The sequence below is a fragment of the Pseudomonas sp. LB-090624 genome (genome assembly GCF_003205205.1).
Taxonomy (GTDB): domain Bacteria; phylum Pseudomonadota; class Gammaproteobacteria; order Pseudomonadales; family Pseudomonadaceae; genus Aquipseudomonas.
Map to the genome: position 1 here is coordinate 65,909 of NZ_QJRL01000023.1, position 24,348 is coordinate 90,256.

The window sequence follows — 24,348 nt, forward strand, 5'->3', positions numbered from 1 at the left end:
AACCGGAGGATCCTGCCATGAATGCCTATACCTACCTCGCCATTGCCATCTGCGCCGAAGTCATTGCCACTGCTTCGATGAAAGCGGTGAAAGGCTTGAGCACGCCGTTGCCACTGGTGTTGATGGTGGTCGGCTATGGCATCGCGTTCTGGATGCTGACCTTGGTGGTACGCAGCATTCCGGTGGGGATCGCCTATGCCATCTGGTCGGGGTTGGGGATTGTGCTGATCAGCGTGGCGGCGCTGGTGATCTATGGGCAGAAGCTGGATGTGCCGGCGATGCTTGGCATGGCCATGATCGTGGGTGGAGTGGTGGTGATTCAGCTGTTTTCGAAGACGGCTGGGCATTGATTTTTGCCTTGTGTCTGGCTGGCGGTCGCGCCAGGGCTACCTAGTGCTTGCCTTGATTTTTGGGGTGTCGGGTAGATCGAGCGCCGCCCGCGCGGCGCATCGCGAGCTGGCGCTCGCTCCTACGTTTGTTTCGGGACAATTATTCCTGTGGGATTTACGCGCGAACGCTTTGGCGCATGGCTCAATATCGTGTCGTACGAACCAGGCGATCGCGCGCGCCTTTCACAGGCCTTACTGGCCCGAAACAAACGTAGGAGCGAGCGCCAGCTCGCGATGCGACGCGCGCGCGGCGCTCGATCTCACACGCGCAAAAAACCTCAAGGCGGGCCTCTGTTAGCCCTCACACGATCCCCCTCGTGCCCGACCCTGTATACTTGCCAGCTGTCCCAGTCTTCGAGGTACCGCCATGCCATCTGCCATTTCCACTGACGTGCTGATCGTCGGCGCCGGGGTCGCAGGCCTTTGGCTGAATGCCCGCCTGCAACGCCTGGGCTATTCGACAGTACTGGTGGAGCGCGCCAGCCTCGGCGGCGAGCAGACCATCAAGTCGCAGGGCATCATCCACGGCGGCACCAAATACGCCCTGCACGGCGCCCTGACCGGCGCCTCGGAAGCCATCGCCGACATGCCGCGCCGCTGGCGCGAGGCCTTGGCCGGCAGCGGCGAACTGGACCTTGGGCGCACCCGCCTGCTCTCCGATGCCCACTACCTCTGGTCGCCGGGCACCTTGGCCGGCAACCTCACAAGCTTCTTCGCCAGCAAGGCCGTGCGTGGCCGGGTTGACCAGGTCAAGGGCGACCAACTGCCACCAGCACTGCAGGACCGCGCGTTCAAGGGCAAGGTGTACCGCCTGGCAGAACTGGTGATCGATGTCCCGAGCCTGCTGGCCAACCTGGCAGAGCTGGGCGGTGACTCCTTGCTGGCAGGTGAACGCATCGAACCCTTGCGTGAAGGTCATGCATTGGTCGGCCTGCGCGTGGACGACCGGGAAATCCGTGCCCAGCGGATCGTGTTGAGCGCCGGGGCAGGCACCGAAGGCTTGCTGCAGGTGCTGGGCCTGGACCAGCCAACCATGCAAACCCGCCCGCTGCACATGGTCATGGCCAAGGGCCCGAACCTCAAACCTTTGTACGCCCACTGCCTTGGTGGCGGGCCCAAGCCGCGCGTTACCGTGACCACCCACCCGGCAGCCGATGGCCAGTGGGTGTGGTACCTCGGTGGGGACCTTGCCGAAGCCGAAGGTGTTGCGCGAGAGCCTGCGGCGCAGATTGCTGCGGCGCAGAAGGAAATCGCCAACCTGTTGCCATGGGTCGACCAGGGTCAAGTGCGCTGGGCCACCCTGCGGGTCGACCGTGCAGAACCCGCACAATCGGGCCTGGTACGCCCGGACAACGCCTTCCTCGCCGACCAGCAGCGCCTGCTGGTCGGCTGGCCGACCAAGCTGGCGCTGGCACCGGACTTCAGCGACCGGGTCATCAGCCACCTGGAACGCGACGGCATTCGCCCACAAGCGCATGCCGACCTGGCCGACCTCCCACGCCCTCCGCTGGGTGTACCGGCCTGGGAGCAACTGCTGCCATGAGCCTGCCAACCCTGCACGAATTTCATCGCCCGCTGGGCAGCACCGGCCTCAAGGTCTCCCCACTGGGCCTCGGCACGGTCAAGCTTGGCCGCGATCAGGGCGTGAAGTATCCCTCCGGGTTCACCATCCCCAACGATGACGAAGCCCGTCTGCTACTGGCACAGGCCCGCGAGCTGGGGATCAACCTGATCGACACCGCCCCGGCTTACGGTCGCAGCGAGGAACGCCTGGGGCCACTGCTGCGTGGGCAACGCGATGAATGGGTAATCGTCAGCAAGGTCGGTGAAGAGTTCGAGGAAGGCCTCTCGCATTTCGACTTCAGCGCCGCCCACACCCGCCGGTCGGTGGAGCGCAGCCTGCACCGGCTCGAGACCGACCGTATCGAACTGGTCCTGGTGCATTCCGACGGCAACGACTTGGCGATACTCGAGCAGCAGGAGGTCTATCAGACCCTGGCCGAGCTCAAGCAGGAAGGCAAGATCCTGGGCTTCGGCCTGTCCGGCAAAACCGTCGAAGGCGGCCTGAAGGCGCTGGAGGAAGGTGACTGCGCAATGGTCACCTACAACCTCAACGAGCAGGCAGAACGCCCGGTGCTGGACTACGCTGCGGAACACGGCAAGGCCATCCTGGTGAAAAAGGCCCTGGCTAGCGGGCATATCTGCCTGGCCCCGGGCGTTGACCCGGTGCAGGCCAGCTTTGAGCTGCTATTCGCCCACCCGGGCGTTAGCAGTGCTATCGTCGGCACCATCAACCCGCTGCACCTGGCTCATAACGTGGCCACCGTCGCCCGTATCCTGGACCAGCACTGAGTGACGCCTGGCCCACGAGCCAGGAAACTGACCCGACGCAAGGAGGAGCCTCGTGGCGCGAACGCTGATCCGCAAGAACCCGAGCAACTTCAAGACATTGCCCCTTCATGTCGAGGCCACGCCCGAAGGGCTGATCTATCAGGGCATCGGCATGCCGCTGAATTTTGCCCAGACCCAGCAACGGCGCAAGGCCATCCAGTTACCCGACGTGCAACGCTTCGCGGTCGAACTGGCCAACCTGGGCGTGTCGGTGCGACTGACCCTGCACTGGCAGAACCGTGATTACTGGGTGCTGGTTCGCCAACGCCGGCAAGACCGTGGCGATGTAGTGCTGAAACTGATTTCAGGTTACGTGCCGGCCCAGGAGCTGAACCTGCCGCTGCACACCGCCGTTCAGGAAGTGGCCGAGGAATGCCTGCTCGAAACCACGGAAGGCTGGCTGGGCGGGCGTTTCAACGATACTTGGCTGCCAGTCCCCTATGCCGCCGCATTGCACTACCGCGAAACACCACACTTCACACTGACCCCGGAATCGGGTGCTGCGCGCCCGGTGCACTGCGGCAACCTGATGCTGCTCGAGCGACCACGCGCCTACGTGCACCTGCCCACGGCTTCGCTACAGCTTATCTATGACATGCGCCTGCAAGTACCTCGGGAGGCCAAGAAGCTCAGCCTGTTTCACGTGGACGAGCGGCTGGAGGGCGACCAACTGGTGGCGCGGCTCAACCGCAAGCGCCCGGACCTTTACCTGATGCCCTTGAAAGACGGCCAGCCGCTGGCAGAGCTGTATACCCTGAAGAAGGACGAACTGGTGCCGGTGAGTACACGTGGGCTGTACCTGGCAGAGAGCTTTGCCAGGCGCGAAGGCTGGGTGGTGACGGACGAGCGGGTGCGCTGGAAGGACTGGGTGAAACAGCAAGGGCTGGTGGAGAGTAAGCCGGCGCGGGCCTCGCACCTTAAGCGCTTTGGCGACAAGGCGCGGGCGCTGCTGGAGCGGGCACGCACCTCACTGCACAAATAGGATGGCGGGTGCCACTGCCGTAGGCTGCTGTTCAGGTCGCCACCCTCTCCTGTAGGAGCAGCATGGCTGCTCCTACAGGCATGGCGTAAGCTCGAAGCCTACACAGCACCTGGAAAAGCAGCCTGGGGCATGATCAGTTCTTGCGGATCTTCTCGACAATCGCCGTGGTCGAGCTGTTTTCCACCAGCCCCAGCACCTTCACGGTACCGCCATAAGCCTTGACGATATCGGCGCCGACAACCTGATCGATACCATAGTCCCCACCCTTCACCAGCACATCTGGCTTTACTTGGCTCAGCAGGTTTTCCGGGGTGCCTTCAGGGAAGCTGATCACCCAGTCCACGGCGCCCAGGCCGGCCAGCACGGCCATGCGCCGGTCGACGCTGTTGATTGGCCGGCCCGGCCCTTTCAGGCGGCTGACCGAAGCGTCGTCATTGACTGCAACGATCAGCCGGTCGCCTTGAGCGCGTGCCTGTTCCAGGTAGGTGACGTGCCCCGCATGCAGGATGTCGAAGCAACCGTTAGTGAAGACGATCTTCTCTTTGTGCGCCCGTGCGTCATCAATAGCCAGCAGCAGTTGCTCCAGGCCCAGCACGCCACGCTCGGAACCTTCCTCACGCTGAATGGCCCGGCGCAATTCAGGGGCGCTGATGGCCGCAGTACCCAGCTTGCCGACCACGATACCCGCCGCCAGGTTGGCCAGGGCCACCGCGTGAGGCAGGTCCTCGCCTGCTGCAATGGCTGCGGCAAGCGTGGAGATGACAGTATCGCCGGCACCGGTCACATCGAACACTTCGCGTGCCCGCGCCGGCAGGTGCAGCGCCGGCTGGCCGACGCGCAGCAGGGTCATGCCATGCTCGCCACGGGTGACCAGCAAAGCACCGAGGTCCAGGTCCTGCAGCAGCTGCAGGCCCTTGGCAACCAGGTCGGCCTCATCGGCGCAACGGCCGACGATGGTCTCGAACTCGCTGAGGTTCGGGGTGATCAGGCTGGCGCCGCGGTAGATGGAAAAATCCTTGCCCTTGGGGTCGGCCAGCACCGGAATCCCCTTGGCCCGCGCGGCCTGGATCAGGCTTTGGTGATTCCTCAATGCGCCCTTGCCGTAGTCGGACAGGACCAGCACCTTGACCCCTTCGAGCAGGCTGTCGACCTCGGTGGCCAGCGACAGCGGGTCGGTAGCAAACGGTTCTTCGAAATCGATACGCAGCAACTGCTGATGACGGCTCATGACCCGCAGCTTGACGATGGTCGGCTGGTGCGCAATGCGCTGGAACACCGAACGCACGCCGGCCGCCTGCAGGCTGTTGGCAAGGCTGTCGGCGGCTTCGTCCTGGCCGGTGACACCGACCAGCGAAGCCGGTGCGCCCAGGGCGGCGATGTTCAAGGCAACGTTGGCCGCGCCGCCGGGGCGATCCTCGATCTGATCGACCTTGACCACCGGGACTGGCGCTTCAGGCGAGATACGCGAAGTACCGCCATGCCAGTAGCGGTCGAGCATGACATCGCCGACCACCAGTACCGGGGCTTGATCGAAACGCGGCATGGACAACTTCATGGGCAACCCATATGGAAATAATGAACAGGGGCAGGATATTAGCACAGGGTAGACGACGGCTTTACGGCCAGATCGTCCCCGGAAAATTCCCGTGACAATCGGGGCCATGACGGCCCCGATCAAGGAGGGTTCAGGTGATATCTGCCTTGGCCGGCTCATCCAGGCCCATGGCATGCAGGCGGGCATAATGGCCATTTGCTCCAAGTAGCTCGGCGTGGGTGCCGCGCTCGACCAGACGGCCCTGGTCCATCACCAGAATCTGGTCGGCCTTCTCGATGGTCGACAGGCGGTGGGCGATCACCAATGTGGTACGGCCTTGCATGACATGGTCCAGGGCCGCCTGGATATGCCGCTCGGACTCGGTATCCAGCGCCGAGGTGGCTTCGTCGAGGATCAGCAGCGGCGCGTTCTTCAGCAGCGCGCGGGCAATTGCCAGGCGCTGGCGCTGGCCACCGGAGAGCAGCACACCGTTTTCACCTACCTCGGTATCGAAGCCCTTGGGCAGGCGATCGACGAACTCCTTGGCATAGGCATCGGCCGCAGCGGCTTCGATGTCGGCACGCGGGGCGCCAGCCAGGTCGCCATAGGCGATGTTGTTGGCGACGGTGTCGTTGAACAGGGTGACGTGCTGGGTCACCTGGGAAACGTGGCGACGCAGGTTGCGCAGGCGATAGTTTTCGATCTCCACGCCATCGAGCAGGATCTGCCCCTGGTCGTGGTGATAGAAGCGCGGAATCAGCGCCGCCAGGGTCGACTTGCCACTGCCGGAACGGCCCACCAGGGCAATCATCTGCCCAGGCTCGGCGGTGAAGCTGATGTCGCTCAGCACTTCACGCTCGGTCCCTGGGTAGGTGAAGCTCAGGTTGCGCACTTCCAGACGCCCTTCCACCCGCTCCTTCTCGACGGTGCCGGTGTCCACTTCAGGTGCTTCGTCCAGTTGCTCGAAGATGCTTTCGGCACCTGCCAGGCCTTTCTGGATGGTCGAGCTGACTTCCGAAAGCTGGCGAATCGGCTTGGGCAACAGGCCGGCGGCGGTGATGTAGGCCACCAGGTCACCGGCGGTGGACTCGCCACGCAGGAACAGCACCAGGAACATCAGCGCGGCCATGGCGCTGTAGATCACCAGCTGCAGCATCGGCGTATACAGCGAGCCAGTCTTGGTCATGCGCAGCTGTTTGTCGGTGTTGCTCTGGCTCGCCTTGCCGAAGCGTCGTTGCTCGTAAGCTTCACCGCCGAAGCTGCGGACCACGCGATAACCCTGGATGGTTTCCGAGGCAACGTGGGTGACGTCGCCCATGGCCACCTGGATCTTCTTGCTCTGCTTGCGGAATTTCTTGCTGGCGATGCTGACCATCACCGCGATCACCGGCAGGATGGCAACCATCACCAGGGTCAGGTGCCAGTTCATCCACAACAGGTAGGCGAACAGGAACACCACGGTCAGGCCTTCGCGGATCACCACCTTGATGGCGTCGGTGGCCGCACCGGTCACCATGGTCACGTTGAAGGTGATGCGCGAAATCAGGTGCCCGGAGTTGTGGTTGTCGAAGTAGCGGTTAGGCAGCACCAGCAGCTTGTTGAACAATTCCACACGCAGGTCGTGCACCAGGCACAGGGAAACCTTGGCCAGGAAATAGTTGCCGAGGAACGAGCCCAGGCCCTGCCATGCGGCGATCAGTATGATCAGCAGCGGTACCGCCTGCAGCAATTGCAGGTCACGCAAGTAGGGAACGTTGGGGAACAACACCGCTTCGGGGTTGCTCAGCCCATCGACAAAATACTTGAGGATGCCGGCCAGCATCGGCTGGGTGGAGGCAAAGATCACAAAACCGACAATGCTCAGCAGGAAAATGCCGACATAGGGTTTCACATAGCCCAGCAGCCGGAAGTAGATCTTCAGGCTGGAGGTGTGCTCCGCCGGTCGCGGTGTTTCGGCCATTATCGAGCTCGCTGTTCAGGTTGAACCGGAAATTTTACCACAGGCGTCATTTTCGGCACGCCCCCATGGCAGCATCATGGCAAGGCCCACCGGCAGCCAACTGATGAACCATTCGGCACGTGGCGTACCTGTGAGGCTGGCAGCATCGAATTGCATGGCCAGCGTCGAATACACCCAGAAGCCCAGCAGCACCTTGCCGAACAGGGTACCCCGCGCGCGAATGATTTCCGCCAGGGTATACAGCCAAACCATTACCCACAGCAGCATGCCTGGCAGCCCCATCTCTACCGCGATGTGGGTGAACATGTTGTGGGTATGGTCGAAATGCTTGCCAACCGCACTCACGTCGTAGGCCGAGCCCAGGCCAAGACCGGTCCATGGATGCGTGGCAATCATCTCCACCACGGCATGGAAGATCTCTGGCCGGTAGGACGAGCCACGCATGGCGATCACGTCGTATACAAAGTAGAGGGCCAGGCCGGTGGCCACCACTGCCAGGATGGAGAACAACCGGCTGTGGCGGTCACGGAACCAGAGCGGCGCCATGATCACGGTAATCACCAAGGCCAGGATTGCCCCACGGCTCTGGCTAAGCATGGCGAACGCCCCCAAGCACGCCAACGCCCCCAGCCACAACAGCTGCAAGCCACGCTGCCGGGGCGGTTGGTAAAGCAGTAACAGCACGGCCGAGCCGATGACGTAGGCACCGAGGATCGGGTGCGATATCTCGCCAATGCCCTGCAGGCGGGCCAGCACTGGCATGTGCCGCACGCCGTAGAAATGAATGATCGAAACCAGAGCGGCAATCGCCAGCAGCCCGCTACCGACCAGCAACAGCTGGCGAATGCGCGCCTGGCCAAGCTGGGCCAGCAGCGGGAACGCCAGTAGGAACACCAATATGTAGAGCAGCCGCTTGATCTCGCGCCCGGTGTCTTCTGCGGCCGACCAGAACAAGCTGACCCCACTCCATGCCAGCAGCAACAGCACACTCCCCCAAAGCGCCGGCTGACGCCGGCAGGCTTGCACCAGTACGCCCCGGGCCGACCAGGCCAGTATCAGCGTCGGCAACCACAGGAACAGTACCAGGCCCTGCTGATAAACCTTGTTGCTCGGTGCCAGGGCAATCGCCGCGAGGAACCAGACCAGACCCACTCCTAACCAGGCCCGTGCCCAGTTTTTTTGATACAACATCCTTTCCCCCGATGAATCAAAGACACCATCCATGGTGCTACAGCATTATTTTCGGCATTATTGCCGGTCATTTTGCTCGCCAGACGACAAGGCTCTATTCATGCAATGCTCCCGGCTCACCCAGGTCGACTTCGATCAGCTGACACTCGGCGCACAGGTGCTTGAGGCAGACAGCCATGGCGCCAAAGTCTACCTGCTCGCGGATGGTAATTTCCTCAAGGTTTTTCGTAGGAAGCGGCTGATTTCATCTGCACTGTTGCGCCCCTACTCCCAGCGCTTCGTCGACAATGCCGCGCGCCTGGCCCAACTGGGCATCCCCACCCTTGAGGTGATCAGCCAGCACAAGCTCGACCTGCCAGGCCGTACCGCCGTGCTGTACCGCCCACTGCCCGGCCGCACCCTGCTGCAGATGTCACGCGATGCCGGCTTCAGCTGGGATATCTACCTGCCGCGCCTGATCGACCTGATCCGCCAGCTGCACCGCAGCGGGGTGTACTTCCGCTCGCTGCACCTGGGGAATGTGGTGGTCACCCCCGACCAGCGTCTGGGCCTGATCGACGTGGCTGACATGCGCTTCCTGCGCCCGCCGCTGTCGGCACGCATGATCCGGCGCAATGTGCAGCACATGGTGCGCTACATCGAGCGGGAGAACCTGGGTGACCGGTTCCCCCTCGCCGCCTTCGAGGCAGCCCTGCTGGCGCGCTGAACGTCAGCTACGCAGCAGGCTCTGCGAGCCCGTGCAGAACGCTTGCCAGGCCTGCTCCGGGGCCAGAGCATGGCGTTGCTGCGCCGCTACTGCCGAGGGGCTGAGTGCCGCGCACCGCTCTATTGCTTCGGCCCAGGCAGCCTGGTCGGCAATCGGCAGATAGCCACCGGTATCACGCAACTGCTCGCGGAACACCTGCAGGTCGCTGCACACCACGGGCACATCGGCCATCACCGCCTCTTGCACCACCAGCCCAAGGCCTTCGGAACGCGACGGCACCAATAACCAGTCGAACGCCCGATACAGCTGCTGCATGTCCTCGCGGTAGCCGCGCAAGTGGACGCGTCCCGCCAGGCCCAGCGCACCGATACGACGCTGCAGCGCGGCATGCTGCGGCCCCTCGCCAATGATCGCCAGTTGCAGGCCCGGCTGCAGGGCACTTGCCTTGGCGAATGCTTCGACCAACATTTCGAACCCCTTGCTCTCGACCAACCGCCCCACCGCACCCAGCATCACCCCGGGTGCCTGCGGCAGCTGCAGCGCCTGCCGGGCCGCATCCCGGCTCAGCAAGGGTGCGGCGAATGCCAGCGGGTCGAGCGCCATGCGCAGGGTCTGCACTGGCCTGCCCAGGTCACGCTCGAGCGATTCGGCCAATGTGTTCGAAACCGCCGCGATGCTCAGGCGCTCCGCCGGCAGCATGCGCAGCAGGCGGATATCGCTGCCGTTCAGCCGTGTCTTGCCGTGGAACAGCACCTTGGCTCGCACGCCAGGAATGCTCTGCAACAGCGGCAGCACCAGGCGCGCAACGCCAATTCCGTCGAGCAGCACGACTTCCGCCCTGGCCTCGGCCAGCGCCTTGCGCAAACGCATGCGCAGCCACGGCCGCAGCAGGCGCCACAAGTGACGCCCCTTCAGGGCCCGTGCCGGCATGTGCCACTCCCGGGTCGAACCAAGCCCACAACAGAGCCCGCTGCCCAGCAGCAACCAGTTACTGATCCGGGCATCGGCCCCCGCGTTCGACAGTACTTGCCGATGCACCTTGTGGATGGACATGTAAGGCGTTCCACCCGCCCACATCATATTGACGATGTTCATGGGCCCTCTCCCGCTCATGTCAGATGGGACAGCGACTTCATTGAACAAAAATGGTGATACCCATGCCGATCAAGGCACCCGCCACCAGCGTCAATGCCAGTTTGATCCGATCACGTTGACGACGCTTGGCCTTGCGCTCCACTTCTATGGGCAAGGTCACGTGATTACCGAATCCAGTGTGCAATACTGCATCACCCTCCAGCGTGACCGCTGTCAGATTTAACTCAGCGTAACGACGGGAAAGCGCCTTTTCTCCAGCATAGGCGGCAAATGGCGCACAACGTTGGTAATCACTCAAGCGACGCAACCCAGGGTTCAGCGAAAACGCCTGCCATTCGGCCTTGTCCGATAACAGCGGGTAGCAAGGCACGCCTGCAATGACCTGGCGGTCGCCCAGGTGAATGTACGGGCTGTGGATGGCCAGGTCGTGGGCATGGCTACGCAGCCACACCTGCAACAGGTTGGGGCTGGCGTCCAGAATGGCCCGCGAGTCTTCGACAAAACCCTGCCGGTAAAAATGCCAGTCATCCTCGCAGTGGAAGATGTATGGGGTCTTGACGTGGCTGTAGGCCAGGTCGATTGATGGCAATTGGCCAAGCTTGGGCCGGTTGACGAACACCTTGCAGTGCGGCTTCCAGTGCTCCGGCACAGCGCCATGCACGGCATCGTCACCGGAATCTTCGGTGATGAAAACTTCGCGAATCGGCGCAGTGTTGCAGCGATCGAAACTCTCAAGGGTGTCTTTGAGCAGATCGAACCGCCCACAACTGGTCACGACGAGCGTGACGTCACTCTCATTTGAAAAGCGCACCGGACTCCCTCCGCATTGCGACTAGCGGCTTTCAACACCCGCTCCTGGGCGCGAAAGCTCTTATGTTAGATGCCCAGCTTCAGGCGCAGCCGCTGCCATGCAGTCAGTGGCGGGTGGGGCCTGAGCGCCGGGCGCATGTGGTCGACGATGCTACGTCCAACTGCGCCGAAACTGAAACGGGAAACTGCCAGCTGGCGGCCATTTTCTGCAATCTGCCGCGCCAGTTCAGGCTCCGCACGCAAGCGCCGGAGCTTGTCCTGAAGGGTCGGAATGGTGTCATAGAACACCACGTTGTGCATGTCCTGCAGGCCTAGCGCGCGGTTTTCTTCCTCGCCTTGGTCATACGCCAGCAGCACACAGCCACAGGCCATGGCTTCGAAGTTCTTGATCATGTATTCGCCCATGCCCACATCGGCGCTGACGAAGAAGCGAATACGGTTGAGCGTGTTGCAGTAGTCCTCGCCCGACTTGGTGCGGGTAACCACCAGGTTTTCGACCTGCCCCAGCTCGTCCAGCAGCGCCTTACGGCCGCTGTACGCCACGCTGTTGGTGCTGCCGACGAAGGCCAGTTCGATATCGCGCTCGCGCCCTTGGTCGGCCAGCAATTGCTCGTCGTAGCCCTTGGGCACGAACACCGCGTCGAAACCTTCCTGGCGCAGGCGCTCGCTGACCATGTAGCCGGAACTGATCACCCGCGCCCAAGGCAGCTGCCGGTAATGGGCGCTGAACTTGCCGGTGTACTTGCACGGGATGTAGTTCTGGTAGGCGTCGTGTTCGAGGATGACCAGGTTCGGGATGGTGCGAATGAAACCCACCTGGCGGATCTCCTGCTTGAAACGCAGGAAAAACACAATGCGGTCATAGCGCTCAACCTGCACCTCGCGCTTGAAGTAGCGGCGCAGGTTGCGCTGCTCATCGCTGGTCAGCCAGCGCAGGTCACACTCGCAGTTGGCCGCGACGCCGTCGTACAGGCGGTCGAGAATCGCCCGCTGCTCCTTCTGTACCAGAAATAGGACTTTCATTACGTTCCTTGGGCGCTCTGCGCCATCGCGGTCAGGTTTACAGCTCACGCCGCCAGAACAACTCGTGCCGGCGTACGGCCTTGCGGAAGAACTCATTCTCCCCGTAAGGCGATGGGCGGCGCGCGGCCAGCCAGCGCTGCAACAACCGGCGCAGGCGGCGCTTGAACGGCGCCCTTGGTTGCAGGTCGTGCATCATACCCAAGGCCATGGCCTTGTCGCGCTGAGTGGCCAGGTCCAGCACCAGGCTGCACGGTGCCCAGGCCTGGGCTGCATTCAATTGCGGCGGCAACGCCACGCCATCGCCACTGTCACCCATCGGCCAGCGGTCATTGTCGTGCAGGTGATTGGCGTAGCACAGCAGGGTTTGTGGCTGCCAGGCCAGGCCTTGCAAGGCTTCGAGCACGGCGGCCTGGGCGCAGATGTGGTCCGGGTGCGGATCGAGCTGCGGGTGCGGCATCACCAGCACCTCGGGCCTGGCCAGCTCCAGCAGGGCTCGCAGGTCAGCCAGCAGATTGTGCCAGGTGGGGGCGCCATCCTGGTCGGCAGGCAGCGGGAAGGGGTTGAACTGGCGAAACGGCCGTATATCTGCCATGGCGGCTTCGCGAGATGCCGCAGGCTGGTCGGGAGCCGCCTGCATTGCAGGCAATTGCAGGCAGAAGTAGCCCAGCTGTACGCAACGCGATTCCGGGACGCCGGCCCATCGGGGTACGGCGATGCTGTCCCACGCGCGCAGGCGACCCTTGAGGCGCGCGGCCTCGGCTTTGTCCATGCCCATCTGTTGGTAGTGCTCGGCCTCGATTTCACCGGCAGTCAGGGTCACCACCCAGGTTTCGTCGGCCTGGCTGTACAGGCCATAGGCGGCCAGCTCGGCGTCGTCAGCGTGTGGTGCAATCACCATCACCCGGCGCCGTTGCAGCTCTACCGCCGGGGTTACCCACAACCGCGGCTGACCTTGCAGACGACAATGCCGACCCCGCAGGCGCAGCGTGCCAGCCTGTAGTGGCGCCGCCAGGCCGGTAAGGTTGAGGAACCGAAGGCCATCGACACCGCGCTCGAAGGTTTGCCGGTCGGCCTGCTCGCCAGCCACCAGTTCGACTCGCGGATCAAGGAAGCGCCCTAGCCAGCTGCTTTTCACCTGCAGTTCGAGTATCAGGGTTTCATCGCCCTGCAGCGTGCAGTCGACCTTGAGCTGACCAGCATCCAGGCTGGCAGCAATCGGCTGCGCCTGCTCGCCGAAATCATAGGCATAGTCCTCGCCAGGCGCGTAGAACAGATGGTCAGCGAACCACGCCTCGTGAGCAGCCCAGAGCAGCGGCAGCAATAACAGTGGCAACCACCACCAGCTGAATACACCCAAGGCGACCAGCGCAACCAGCCCCGCCAGCAAACCCAGGCGCTTGTTGCGCCGATGGCGCTTGAGCAACTGCTGTTTGCGACTCACGCCTGATACACCGGCACAGGATTGCACCAGCGGTCCTTGTACTCGCGGTCGGCACGGCCAAACGAGAACCGCAGCGGCTTGTTGCGCGCATGGGCGTCTTCCCAGGCCGCCTGGGTATTGAGGAAGCTCAGCACGCTGCCTGGGCTGAAGGCCTTGGTTTCCGGGTCGACACCGCCATTGATGTATTCGACGCTGATCCACGCCGGGGCTTCGACGCGATACACCAGCTGGATGGCAATCGGCTTGCCCTCCAGCAGCAGCACCGAACCGATCAGCAGCTCGCGCAGGCGCTGCAGCACATCAGCCATGCGCTCGGCGCCAGTGGCCGGGAAGCCCCAGCGGCGCTGGAACAGGTCGGAGTAAATGCTGGCGATTTCCTGCGCACTGAAGTCGCTGATGGGGCGTACGACCCCGCCCGCCTCTTCCAGCAGGCGTAGTTCACGGCGCTGGTTGTAGCGGAACTTCTTCGACAGGTCTTCATGTGCGCGGGCCATCGCCAGCTGTTCCTTCTGTGCCTTGAGCCCGCTGAAACGGCCCAGGTTCAGTTCGGACAGATAACGCACGGTATGGCGCAGCGGTGCAGCAGCATCAGCCGCCGCCGGCAGGATGATTTCGGCGTTGCCGAGGTCGAACAGGGCTTTCTTGCCGGCGCGCTTGAGCACGTCCTTGGACAGTGCCAGATGGCGCCCCCAGGTCGGAACAGCAGCTTTCAACTCGCCCGCCTGGTGCCAGCCCAGATAACGCACCGGAATTTGCGCCAGGTCGGCCAGTTGCTCGATCACCAGCGGGTGGGTGGCGACACTGCCACCAAAGCGGGCCCATGCCTCGGCATAGGCCTTGGCGTCGATAACTTGCCAACCGCGCTCGCGGAAGGCCTGGATACGATTGAGCATCAGGCCTGCCCCACCAGCGCACGCACCTGCGGCAGTTGCCAGAAGGCTTCGCGCACCGCTTGGTCGGAGAACCGCTCACGCAGGCGCTGCAGCATATGACCGGCACAGGCGTGACGCTGCCCGGCATCCAGCACAGCCATGTGCTTCAGGCCCTGAGCCAGCTGCTCGGCATCGCCCAACGGGAACAGCACACCAACACCCTCGACCACTTCGCGGGCACCGCCGCAAGCCGTCGCCAACACCGGCACACCGGCGACCATGGCTTCAAGCAAGACCATGCCGAAAGGCTCATGGTCTGAGCTCAAGGCGAACACATCGAAGGCCTGGAAGTAGCGGCGGGCATCCGGTACCTGCCCAAGGAAATCCACTTGCCCGTCGACGCCCAGCTCGGCCGCCAAGGCCTTGAGCTTGCCTTCCAGGCGGCCCTTGCCGAGGATGGCAAGGCGGGCACCCGCTGGCAGTCCCGGCAGCGCCTGGGCGAAGCCACGCAACAGGGTGGCCTGGTCCTTGTCCGGGTGCAGGCGCCCGACATTGCCGACAACCCACGCCTGCGCATCCAGGCCCAGCGCCCGGCGCGCCTCGGCGCGCGGCACCAGGGCGGCTTGCAGGGCGTCGATATCGATACGGTTGTAAAGTGTCTGAATGCGCTCGGCCGGCCACTGCGGCAGGCAGCGACGCATATCGTCACGTACCGCATCCGACACACCCAACAGGCTCAGACGCTTGCTGAACAGGTTGGCAAAGAGGCGGCGCCCCTTGCGCTGGTAGTCACCAAACGCGTGGTGCACGCCAATCACCGGCAGACCGGTGCCCAGCAATGCCACATAAATCGGCTTGAAGCGGTGGGCAATGCAGAAAGCAAAATTGCGCTCGGCCGCAATCCGGCGCAATGCGCGGATCGCACCAAGCTTGAGGCCGCGCACAGCCTTGGAGCTGAACTCCAGGAACAGCACCTCGTCCGACGCACAGCCGGCCGCTACCTGCGGGTCGGCGGCGCCGGTGAGGAACACCGTGGTGACCTGGTAGCCGCGCCCCTGGAACAGGCTGGCATACTGACGGGCGCAGTCCAGGAACGGCCCGTCATAGCCATGGCAGAACTGCAGGATGCGCGGTTCAGAGCGGCTGGTCATAGGCGGCGGCGCCGTCCTTCACGACCAGGATGTCTTCCATGATCAGGTACTGCAGGTCCGAGCCGAAGAACATGTTCAGGGCGTCGGTCGGCGAACAGATCATCGGTTCGCCACGGCGGTTCAGCGAGGTGTTCAGCGATACGCCGTTGCCGGTCAGGTCTTCCAGCGCCTTCATCATGTCGTAGTAGCGCGGGTTGTACTCGCGCTTGAGCACCTGGGCACGCGACGTACCGTCCTCGTGGACAACTTCCGGCACGCGGGTCTTCCACTCTTCAGCCACTTCGAAGGTGAAGGTCATGAACGGCGCCGGGTGGTCGACCTTGATCATCTGCGGGGCGACGGTGTCGAGCATCGACGGGCAGAAAGGTCTCCAGCGTTCGCGGAACTTGATCTGATGGTTGATGCGGTCGGCTACGCCCTCGACGCTTGGGCAGCCAATGATCGAGCGGCCGCCCAGCGCACGCGGGCCGAACTCCATGCGCCCCTGGAACCAGGCCACCGGGTTGCCGTCGACCATGATCTTGGCGATCTGCTCGGGCATGTTGTCGAGCTTGCGCCACTTCGGCGCATCCGGGTGGCGGGCACAGGCGGCGATCACGTCTTCATTGGAATACGACGGGCCGAGGTAGACGTGCTCCATCTTCTCGACCGGCACGCCACGGGCGTGGGAAACATAGGCCGCAGCACCGACCGCGGTACCGGCGTCCCCGGAAGCCGGCTGGACGAACAGTTCCTTCACATCGGAGCGGGCGATGATCTTCTGGTTGAGCTTGACGTTAAGCGCACAGCCGCCAGCGAAGGCCAGCTTGCCGGTTTCGCGCAGGGTGTCGCCCAGGTAGTGGTCGATCATCTGCAGCGCCAGCTTCTCGAACAGCGCCTGCATGCTGGCCGCGTAGTGGATGTACGGCTCGTCGGCGATGTCGCCTTCGCGCTTGGGGCCCAGCCATTCGATCAGCTTCGGCGAGAAGTAGAACCCCTTGCCCTTCTCTTTATAACGGCGCAGGCCAATGACATTGGCGTATTCGGTGTTGATCACCAGTTCGCCGTTTTCAAAGCTGGCCAGACGCGAGAAGTCATATTTGCTGGCATCGCCGTACGGCGCCATGCCCATGACCTTGAATTCGCCGTCGAGCATTTCGAAGCCGAGGAATTCGGTGATTGCACCGTACAATCCGCCCAGCGAGTCTGGATCGAAGAATTCCTTGATCTTGTGAATCTTTCCGTTTTCGCCGTAGCCAAAGAAGGTGGTGGCGTACTCGCCTTTACCGTCGATGCCGAGGATCGCGGTTTTTTCCTTGAAACCGGAGCAATGGTAGGCGCTGGACGCGTGGGCCAGGTGGTGCTCGACCGGCTCGATCTTGACCTTTTTCGGGTCGAAGCCCAGTTGCTCCAGGCACCAGACGATCTTCTTGCGGTAGCGCTTGTAACGACGGTTGCCCATCAGGATGGCGTCGAGGGCGCGGTCCGGGGCGTACCAGTAGCGTTTGGCATAGTGCCAGCGCGCCTTGCCGAACAGGCTGATCGGGGCGAACGGGATGGCTACCACGTCAACGTCGGAGGGCTTGATGCCCGCCTGCTCCAGGCAGAACTTCGCCGACTCGTAGGGCATGCGGTTCTTCGCATGCTTGTCACGCACGAAGCGCTCTTCTTCGGCGGCGGCAATCAGCTTGCCGTCAATGTACAGGGCCGCGGAAGGGTCATGGCTAAGGGCGCCGGACAGGCCAAGAATCGTCAATGCCAAGGGATTAGCCTCTTCATTCGGTAGAAATGCGCCAGCGGCCGCTTGGGCGGGTGGCGACTAAAAGGCGGGATTATAACGCAAACATTGGAGGCACACCGCCCCCTTGTGGGAGCGGGTTCACCCGCGAAGCAGGCAACGCGGTGGATGGCAACGGCGCTGCCGGTGTTCGCGGGTAAAGCCGCTCCTACAGGTTTACTCGGCGATCAGCCAGTCCATGCGGTAGCTACCAGCAGTCTGTGCCAATTCCTTGGCCAGCCATGGCAACAGCTCCTTGAGCTCATCCTCCAGCCCCCACGGCGGGTTGGCGATGGCCAGGCCCGAACCATTGAGGCCCTGCGGGCTGTCCTGGTGGTGTACATACAGCTCGACCCGCAGCAGCTTTGGCGCGCCAGTGCTTGTCAGGTCCTGGTAGTAGCGGGTCAGCGAGCGCTGGTCCTTGATCGGGTACCAGATGGCCGCAACGGTCTGGCGCATGCGGCCGATCGCCTCTTTCATGGCGGTGGTGCAGCGCTTGAGCTCATCGGCCTGCTCGAACGGCGGGTCGATCAGCATGATGGCGCGCTTTTCCTGCACCGGCAGCAAGGCCCGCGGCACATGCCAGCCTTCACCCAGGTGCACGGTTACGCGCGGGTCTTTTTTCATGTTTTCTTTGAGCAGCGGCCCGTCTTCGGGGTGCTTCTCATTAAGCAGCGCGCGGTCCTGCTGGCGCATCAAGCGGCGGGCGAGTTCGGGCGAACCCGGGTAGTAGCGCAGCTCGCCATCGGCATTCAGGCGCTTGATGATGCGCAGGTAGTCGTCGGCCATGGCCGGCAGGTCATCGCGATTCCACAGGCGGGCCACGCCTTCCAGGTATTCGCCGGTACGGCTTGCCTGGTCGCCCAGCAGGTCATACAAGCCGAGCCCGGCGTGGGTGTCTATATAGGCGAACGGCTGCTCCTTGCGCGACATCAGGGCGATGAGGCGGGTCAGCACGATGTGTTTGAGGACGTCGGCGTGGTTGCCGGCGTGGAAGGCGTGACGATAGTTCATGGCAACTCCTGCGAAGGCGGCAAGTTTACCTTGCCTTGCAGGCGGAGTCAGGCCTGGCTGCTGATTGGCGGCACCCGCAAAGCAGGCGCCGCCAATTCAACGGGTGTTACTTGTCGGCGTGATACGCCGCGTCAGCAGCCTCGAAGCGCTGCACCATCGCTTTGGAAGGGCTGCCCAGCTTGCTCACCAGAACAATGGCGATGCTCGCCAGCAGGAAGCCTGGGATGATTTCGTACAGGCCCCAGGTATCGATCTGCTTCCACAGGATCACGGTCAGTGCACCGACCACGATACCGGCCAGCGCGCCGTTACGGGTCATGCCTTTCCACAGCACCGAAATCAGCACCACCGGGCCGAAGGCGGCACCGAAGCCTGCCCAGGCATATGCCACAAGGCCGAGCACGCGGTTTTCCGGGTTGGCAGCCATGGCGATGGCAATCAGTGCCACGGCCAGCACCATCAGGCGGCCGACCCACACCAGCTCTAGCTGCGAAGCGTTCTTGCGCAGGAAAGCCTTGTAGAAGTCTTCGGTCAAGGCACTGGAGCACACCAGCAACTGGCAGCTCAGGGTACTCATGACTGCAGCCAGGATGGCCGACAGCAGCACGCCCGCAACCCATGGGTTGAACAGGATCTTGGCCAGCTCGATGAACACACGCTCATGGTTCTCGGTAACCGGGCCGGCCAGGTCAGGGTTGGCCGAGAAGTAGGCGATGCCGAAGAAGCCCACCGCGCAGGTACCGGCCAGGCACAGGATCATCCAGGTCATGGAGATACGGCGCGCCTTGGCGATCGACTTCACCGAATCGGCTGCCATGAAGCGCGCCAGGATGTGCGGCTGGCCGAAGTAGCCCAGGCCCCAGCCCATCAGCGAGATGATGCCGATGAAAGTAGCGCCTTTGAGCATGTCGAAGTTGGCTGGGTTTACCGCCTCGATGGCAGCGAAGGTGGTGTCGAAGCCGCCCGTGGAGATCAGCACGATCACTGGGGTCAGGATCAGCGCGAAGATCATCAGCGAAGCCTGCACGGTATCGGTCCAGCTCACCGCAAGGAAACCACCGATGAAGGTGTAGGCGATGGTCGCTGCTGCACCTGCCCACAGGGCGGTCTCGTACGACATGCCGAAGGTGCTCTCGAACAAGCGGGCGCCGGCAACGATGCCAGAAGCGCAATAGATGGTGAAGAACACCAGGATGACGATCGCGGAAATGATACGTAGCAGGCCGCTGTTGTCGTCGAAACGGCTGGAGAAGTAGTCCGGCAGGGTCAGCGCGTCGCCGTTGTGCTCGGTTTGCACACGCAGGCGCCCGGCAACGAACAGCCAGTTCAGGTAGGCACCGACGGTAAGACCGATGGCGATCCAGGCTTCGGAAAGACCAGAGAAATAGATGGCGCCCGGCAGGCCCATCAGCAACCAGCCACTCATGTCGGAGGCGCCGGCAGACAGCGCGGTAACCACGCTACCCAGGCTGCGACCGCCCAGAATGTAATCGGAAAGGTTCTTGGTGGAGCGATAGGCGGCGAAGCCGATCAGCACCATTACCGCGATGTAGATCACGAAGGTGATCGTTAGTGGATTGCCCATGCGTGTGCCCTGGCGTTTGTTTTTATGTCATGCACAACCGCGGCATGGCGGTTGCACCCAGGCGGCGAATGCTATGCAACAACGCAAAGCAGGTGCAACCATTTTTCATGTCCAAGTTGCACCTCTTGGCGCAATTTTTGTAAAAGCCGCTTTTTTGCTCCCTTTTGGAGCAACACGCCCAGTTTTCAGAACAAAACGCACCGAAAACATCCTTTTCCGATATACGGAAATGTCTGTCAGACGAGTTGCACCGTCTACACGAAATTTTCAGGTTGCACCTGGTTGCACCCGAATTGTCCTACAGCTAATCTTGGCGCCAGCTTAGGCCACAACCGTGGCAATAACGAGGATAAGAAATGGCGACTACCACCCTTGGGGTCAAGCTCGACGACCCTACCCGTGAGCGACTCAAAGCAGCTGCGCAGTCGATTGACCGCACGCCGCACTGGTTGATCAAGCAAGCGATCTTCAACTACCTGGAGAAGCTCGAGGGTGGTGCCACCCTGACCGAACTCAACGGTCATGTCAGCAACCTGGCCGACGACGCTGGCGAGGTGCAAGCCGATCACAGCCACCAGTGCTTCCTCGAGTTCGCCGAGAGCATCCTGCCGCAGTCGGTACTGCGCTCGGCGATCACCGCCGCGTACCGCCGCCCCGAGCAGGAAGTGGTGCCTATGCTGCTGGAGCAGGCCCGCCTTAGCGCGCCCCTGGCCGAAGCCACCAACAAGCTGGCGGCCGGCATCGCCGAAAAGCTGCGCAACCAGAAGAGCGCTGGCGGCCGTGCCGGCATCGTCCAGGGCCTGCTGCAGGAGTTTTCGCTGTCGTCGCAAGAAGGCGTGGCGCTGATGTGCCTGGCCGAAGCCCTGCTGCGCATCCCCGACAAGGGCACCCGCGATGCGCTGATCCGCGACAAGATCAGCACCGGTAACTGGCAGCCGCACCTGGGCAACAGCCCGTCGCTGTTCGTCAACGCCGCCACTTGGGGCCTGCTGCTGACCGGCAAGCTGGTCAGCACCCACAACGAATCCGGCCTGACCTCCTCGCTGACCCGCATCATTGGCAAGAGCGGCGAACCGATGATCCGCAAGGGCGTCGACATGGCCATGCGCCTGATGGGCGAGCAGTTCGTCACCGGTGAGACCATTGCCGAAGCCCTGGCCAACGCCAGCCGTTTCGAAGCCAAGGGTTTCCGCTATTCCTACGACATGCTCGGCGAAGCCGCACTGACCGAGCATGACGCGCAAAAGTACCTGGCGTCCTACGAGCAGGCCATCCACTCGATTGGCAAGGCTTCCCATGGCCGTGGCATCTATGAAGGCCCGGGCATCTCGATCAAGCTGTCGGCGCTGCACCCGCGCTACAGCCGCGCCCAGTACGAACGCGTGATGGAAGAGCTGTACCCGCGCCTGTTGTCACTGACCTTGCTGGCCAAGCAGTACGACATCGGCCTGAACATCGACGCCGAAGAAGCCGACCGCCTGGAGCTGTCGCTCGACCTGCTCGAGCGCCTGTGCTTCGAACCGTCGCTGGCTGGCTGGAACGGCATCGGCTTTGTCATCCAGGCCTACCAGAAGCGCTGCCCGTACGTGATCGACTACGTCATCGACCTGGCCAAGCGCAGCCGTCACCGCTTGATGATCCGCCTGGTGAAAGGCGCCTACTGGGACAGCGAGATCAAGCGTGCCCAGGTCGAAGGCCTGGAAGGCTACCCCGTCTACACCCGCAAGGTGTACACCGACGTGTCCTACGTGGCCTGCGCCCGCAAGCTGCTGGCCGTGCCGGAAGCCATCTACCCGCAGTTCGCTACCCACAATGCCCACACCCTGTCGGCCATCTACCACATTGCCGGGCAGAACTATTACCCTGGCCAGTACGAGTTCCAGTGCCTGCACGGCATGGGCGAGCCGCTGTACGAGCAAGTGGTCGGCAAGATTGCCGATGGCAAGCTGAACCGCCCGTGCCGCGTCTATGCGCCGGTCGGCACCCACGAAACACTGCTGGCCTACCTGGTCCGCCGCCTGCTGGAAAACGGCGCCAATACCTCGTTCGTCAACCGCATCGCCGACCACTCGATCTCCATTCAGGAGCTGGTCGCCGATCCAGTCGCGAGCATCGAGCGCATGGGCACCCAGGAAGGCAGCATCGGTCTGCCGCACCCGCGCATCCCACTGCCGCGTGACCTTTATGGTACTGAGCGGGCCAACTCGGCCGGTATCGACATGGCCAACGAACACCGCCTGGCATCGCTGTCGTGCGCCATGCTGGCCACTGCCCACAACGACTGGAAGGCCGTCCCGCTGCTGGCCTGCGCCGCCAGTGAGAGCGCTGCCGTACCCGTGCTGAACCCGGCGGACCATCGCGATGTGGTCGGCCATGTGCAGGAAGCCACCGTCGCCGACGTCGACAATGCCATCCAGTGCGCAATCAACGCAGCACCGATCTGGCAGGCTACCCCGCCGGCGGAGCGTGCTGCGATTCTGGAGCGCACCGCCGACCTGATGGAGGCCGAGATCCAACCGCTGATGGGCCTGCTGATCCGCGAAGCCGGTAAAACCTTCGCCAACGCCATCGCCGAAGTACGCGAAGCCGTGGACTTCCTGCGTTACTACGCGGTGCAGGCACGCAGCGACTTCAGCAACGACGCCCACCGCCCGCTGGGCCCGGTGGTGTGTATCAGCCCGTGGAACTTCCCGCTGGCAATCTTCACCGGCCAGGTGGCCGCAGCCCTGGCCGCGGGCAACCCGGTGCTGGCCAAGCCTGCTGAACAAACTCCGCTGATCGCTGCGCAGGCCGTACGCCTGCTGCTGGAAGCCGGCATTCCGGAAGGCGTATTGCAGCTGCTGCCAGGCCGTGGTGAAACCGTCGGTGCCGGCCTGGTGGGTGACGAGCGCGTCAAAGGCGTGATGTTCACCGGTTCCACCGAAGTGGCCCGCCTGCTGCAACGCAACGTCGCCGGCCGCCTGGACAACCAGGGCCGGCCGATTCCGCTGATCGCCGAAACCGGCGGCCAGAACGCAATGATCGTCGACTCCTCGGCACTGACCGAGCAGGTCGTGATCGACGTGGTGTCGTCGGCCTTCGACAGTGCCGGCCAGCGTTGCTCGGCACTGCGCGTGCTGTGCCTGCAGGAAGACTCCGCCGACCGCGTAATCGAAATGCTCAAGGGCGCCATGGCTGAAAGCCGCCTGGGTTGCCCGGACCGCCTGGCCGTGGACATTGGCCCGGTGATCGACGCCGAAGCCAAGGCCGGTATCGAAAAGCACATTCAGGGCATGCGCGAGAAAGGCCGATCGGTCTATCAGGTGGCCATTGCCGATGCTGCCGAGATCAAGCGCGGCACCTTCGTCATGCCGACCCTGATCGAGCTGGACAGCTTCGATGAACTGAAGCGCGAGATCTTCGGCCCGGTGCTGCACGTGGTGCGCTACAACCGCCGCGACCTGGACCAGTTGATCGAGCAGATCAACAACTCCGGCTACGGCCTCACCCTCGGTGTGCACACCCGTATCGACGAGACCATCGCCAAGGTGGTGGAAACCGCCAACGCCGGCAACATGTACGTCAACCGCAACATTGTGGGTGCAGTGGTGGGCGTGCAGCCGTTCGGTGGTGAAGGCCTGTCTGGCACCGGCCCGAAAGCCGGCGGCCCGCTGTACCTGTACCGCCTGCTGTCGACCCGCCCGGCCGATGCCATTGGCCGCCACTTCCAGCAGCAGGACGGCGAAGGCAAGCCGGACCGTGCCCTGCACGAGCAGCTGGTCAAGCCGCTTCACGGCCTGAAGGCCTGGGCCGCGAGCAACCAGATGGCCGACCTGGCTGCGCTGTGCGACCAGTTCGCCAGCCAGTCGCAGAGCGGTATCGCCCGGCTGCTGCCAGGCCCGACAGGCGAGCGCAACAGCTACACCATCCTGCCGCGCGAGCACGTGCTGTGCCTGGCCGACAACGAGGCTGACCTGCTGGCGCAGTTGGCCGCAGTACTGGCCGTCGGCAGCTCGGCGGTGTGGGCAGACGGCGAACCGGGCAAGGCCCTGCGCGCCCGCCTGCCGCGTGAGCTGCAGGCCAAGGTGAAGTTGGTCGCGGACTGGAACAAGGACGAAGTGGCGTTCGACGCCGTGATCCACCATGGCGACTCGGACCAGCTGCGCAGCGTGTGCCAGCAGGTGGCCAAGCGTGCCGGTGCGATCGTGGGTGTGCACGGGCTGTCCAGCGGTGATCACCAGATTGCGCTGGAGCGGTTGGTGATCGAGCGGGCGGTGAGTGTGAACACTGCGGCGGCGGGGGGGAATGCCAGCTTGATGACCATTGGCTGAGGCTGAGGGTTGTGTCTAGTCCTGAAATAGGTTTACACCTGTTCAGGTAGCCCGATAGACCTCAAAACGCCCGATGCACCGCATCGGGCGTTTTGTTTTTCAGGGCCATGTGAGGCCGCTCTGTGTTGTAGATCTGCA

General features: G+C 63.1%; 18 protein-coding genes. 6 read left to right on the forward strand and 12 right to left on the reverse strand.

Features of this window, described 5'->3' with window-relative positions; translation table 11 throughout:
- The first annotated feature begins 17 nt into the window (after positions 1–17).
- From DMX11_RS19355 to DMX11_RS19370, 4 genes are all read left to right on the forward strand, one after another.
- Positions 18–350, forward strand: a complete 333-nt coding sequence (locus DMX11_RS19355) for a multidrug efflux SMR transporter (RefSeq protein ID WP_110745968.1) — start codon at positions 18–20, stop codon at positions 348–350.
- Between the two features lie 406 nt (positions 351–756).
- Positions 757–1,932, forward strand: a complete 1,176-nt coding sequence (locus DMX11_RS19360; RefSeq protein ID WP_110745969.1) for an FAD-binding oxidoreductase — start codon at positions 757–759, stop codon at positions 1,930–1,932.
- Complete coding sequence (locus DMX11_RS19365) at positions 1,929–2,741, forward strand: aldo/keto reductase (protein WP_110745970.1); 813 nt, start codon at positions 1,929–1,931, stop codon at positions 2,739–2,741. Before DMX11_RS19360 ends, DMX11_RS19365 begins: the two co-directional genes overlap by 4 nt.
- A gap of 52 nt (positions 2,742–2,793) precedes the next feature.
- Positions 2,794–3,762, forward strand: coding sequence for a metal ABC transporter ATPase (locus DMX11_RS19370; RefSeq protein ID WP_110745971.1), 969 nt, complete (start codon positions 2,794–2,796; stop codon positions 3,760–3,762).
- Positions 3,763–3,895: 133 nt separating this feature from the next.
- Here the strand turns inward: DMX11_RS19370 and hldE are convergent, their stop codons facing one another.
- The 3 genes from hldE to DMX11_RS19385 form a co-directional block, all read right to left on the reverse strand.
- Positions 3,896–5,317: a bifunctional D-glycero-beta-D-manno-heptose-7-phosphate kinase/D-glycero-beta-D-manno-heptose 1-phosphate adenylyltransferase HldE gene (gene hldE / locus DMX11_RS19375; RefSeq protein WP_110745972.1), complete on the reverse strand. Its 1,422-nt coding sequence runs from the start codon at positions 5,315–5,317 to the stop codon at positions 3,896–3,898.
- 130 nt (positions 5,318–5,447) lie between these two features.
- A complete protein-coding gene (msbA, locus tag DMX11_RS19380) occupies positions 5,448–7,256 on the reverse strand; it encodes a lipid A export permease/ATP-binding protein MsbA (RefSeq protein WP_110745973.1) in 1,809 nt (602 codons plus the stop codon).
- A gap of 15 nt (positions 7,257–7,271) precedes the next feature.
- On the reverse strand, positions 7,272–8,447 hold the full coding sequence (locus DMX11_RS19385) for an O-antigen ligase (protein WP_110745974.1): 1,176 nt from the start codon (positions 8,445–8,447) through the stop codon (positions 7,272–7,274).
- A gap of 100 nt (positions 8,448–8,547) precedes the next feature.
- Here DMX11_RS19385 and DMX11_RS19390 point away from each other — a divergent pair, with 100 nt between their 5' ends.
- The gene (locus tag DMX11_RS19390; RefSeq protein WP_110745975.1) at positions 8,548–9,153 is read left to right on the forward strand and encodes a toluene tolerance protein; all 606 of its coding nucleotides are present in this window, start codon (positions 8,548–8,550) and stop codon (positions 9,151–9,153) included.
- 3 nt (positions 9,154–9,156) lie between these two features.
- Here the strand turns inward: DMX11_RS19390 and DMX11_RS19395 are convergent, their stop codons facing one another.
- The 9 genes from DMX11_RS19395 to putP all read right to left on the reverse strand — a co-directional run bounded on the left by DMX11_RS19395 (position 9,157) and on the right by putP (position 19,900).
- Positions 9,157–10,248, reverse strand: a complete 1,092-nt coding sequence (locus DMX11_RS19395) for a glycosyltransferase (RefSeq protein ID WP_110745976.1) — start codon at positions 10,246–10,248, stop codon at positions 9,157–9,159.
- A gap of 37 nt (positions 10,249–10,285) precedes the next feature.
- On the reverse strand, positions 10,286–11,059 hold the full coding sequence (locus DMX11_RS19400; protein ID WP_110745977.1) for a glycosyltransferase family 2 protein: 774 nt from the start codon (positions 11,057–11,059) through the stop codon (positions 10,286–10,288).
- Positions 11,060–11,124: 65 nt separating this feature from the next.
- Positions 11,125–12,081, reverse strand: coding sequence for a glycosyltransferase (locus tag DMX11_RS19405; protein WP_110745978.1), 957 nt, complete (start codon positions 12,079–12,081; stop codon positions 11,125–11,127).
- A gap of 37 nt (positions 12,082–12,118) precedes the next feature.
- Positions 12,119–13,522, reverse strand: a complete 1,404-nt coding sequence (locus tag DMX11_RS19410) for a PIG-L deacetylase family protein (protein ID WP_110745979.1) — start codon at positions 13,520–13,522, stop codon at positions 12,119–12,121.
- The gene (locus DMX11_RS19415) at positions 13,519–14,415 is read right to left on the reverse strand and encodes an antimicrobial resistance protein Mig-14 (protein ID WP_110745980.1); all 897 of its coding nucleotides are present in this window, start codon (positions 14,413–14,415) and stop codon (positions 13,519–13,521) included. Before DMX11_RS19415 ends, DMX11_RS19410 begins: the two co-directional genes overlap by 4 nt.
- Positions 14,415–15,545: a glycosyltransferase gene (locus DMX11_RS19420; protein WP_110745981.1), complete on the reverse strand. Its 1,131-nt coding sequence runs from the start codon at positions 15,543–15,545 to the stop codon at positions 14,415–14,417. Before DMX11_RS19420 ends, DMX11_RS19415 begins: the two co-directional genes overlap by 1 nt.
- Positions 15,529–17,286: a carbamoyltransferase gene (locus tag DMX11_RS19425; protein WP_110745982.1), complete on the reverse strand. Its 1,758-nt coding sequence runs from the start codon at positions 17,284–17,286 to the stop codon at positions 15,529–15,531. The genes DMX11_RS19420 and DMX11_RS19425 overlap by 17 nt, the downstream gene beginning before the upstream one ends.
- Positions 17,287–17,478: 192 nt before the next feature.
- Positions 17,479–18,315, reverse strand: a complete 837-nt coding sequence (locus tag DMX11_RS19430; RefSeq protein WP_110745983.1) for a 23S rRNA (adenine(2030)-N(6))-methyltransferase RlmJ — start codon at positions 18,313–18,315, stop codon at positions 17,479–17,481.
- Positions 18,316–18,421: 106 nt separating this feature from the next.
- Positions 18,422–19,900: a sodium/proline symporter PutP gene (gene putP / locus DMX11_RS19435; protein ID WP_110745984.1), complete on the reverse strand. Its 1,479-nt coding sequence runs from the start codon at positions 19,898–19,900 to the stop codon at positions 18,422–18,424.
- Between the two features lie 356 nt (positions 19,901–20,256).
- On the opposite strand from putP, the gene putA reads away from it, so the two are divergent.
- Entirely contained in the window at positions 20,257–24,210 is a 3,954-nt protein-coding gene (putA, locus tag DMX11_RS19440) for a trifunctional transcriptional regulator/proline dehydrogenase/L-glutamate gamma-semialdehyde dehydrogenase (RefSeq protein WP_110745985.1), read from the forward strand.
- The last annotated feature ends 138 nt before the right edge of the window (positions 24,211–24,348 follow it).

Excerpts from the sequence above, each read along its gene's own strand:
- DMX11_RS19355 (WP_110745968.1), top strand. The coding sequence starts at position 18 with ATGAATGCCTATACCTACCTCGCCATTGCCATCTGCGCCGAAGTCATT.
- DMX11_RS19360 (WP_110745969.1), top strand. The coding sequence starts at position 757 with ATGCCATCTGCCATTTCCACTGACGTGCTGATCGTCGGCGCCGGGGTC.
- DMX11_RS19365 (WP_110745970.1), top strand. The coding sequence starts at position 1,929 with ATGAGCCTGCCAACCCTGCACGAATTTCATCGCCCGCTGGGCAGCACC.
- hldE (WP_110745972.1), bottom strand. The coding sequence starts at position 5,317 with ATGAAGTTGTCCATGCCGCGTTTCGATCAAGCCCCGGTACTGGTGGTC.
- msbA (WP_110745973.1), bottom strand. The coding sequence starts at position 7,256 with ATGGCCGAAACACCGCGACCGGCGGAGCACACCTCCAGCCTGAAGATC.
- DMX11_RS19385 (WP_110745974.1), bottom strand. The coding sequence starts at position 8,447 with ATGTTGTATCAAAAAAACTGGGCACGGGCCTGGTTAGGAGTGGGTCTG.
- DMX11_RS19390 (WP_110745975.1), top strand. The coding sequence starts at position 8,548 with ATGCAATGCTCCCGGCTCACCCAGGTCGACTTCGATCAGCTGACACTC.
- DMX11_RS19395 (WP_110745976.1), bottom strand. The coding sequence starts at position 10,248 with ATGAACATCGTCAATATGATGTGGGCGGGTGGAACGCCTTACATGTCC.
- DMX11_RS19405 (WP_110745978.1), bottom strand. The coding sequence starts at position 12,081 with ATGAAAGTCCTATTTCTGGTACAGAAGGAGCAGCGGGCGATTCTCGAC.
- DMX11_RS19415 (WP_110745980.1), bottom strand. The coding sequence starts at position 14,415 with ATGCTCAATCGTATCCAGGCCTTCCGCGAGCGCGGTTGGCAAGTTATC.
- DMX11_RS19420 (WP_110745981.1), bottom strand. The coding sequence starts at position 15,545 with ATGACCAGCCGCTCTGAACCGCGCATCCTGCAGTTCTGCCATGGCTAT.
- DMX11_RS19430 (WP_110745983.1), bottom strand. The coding sequence starts at position 18,315 with ATGAACTATCGTCACGCCTTCCACGCCGGCAACCACGCCGACGTCCTC.
- putP (WP_110745984.1), bottom strand. The coding sequence starts at position 19,900 with ATGGGCAATCCACTAACGATCACCTTCGTGATCTACATCGCGGTAATG.
- putA (WP_110745985.1), top strand. The coding sequence starts at position 20,257 with ATGGCGACTACCACCCTTGGGGTCAAGCTCGACGACCCTACCCGTGAG.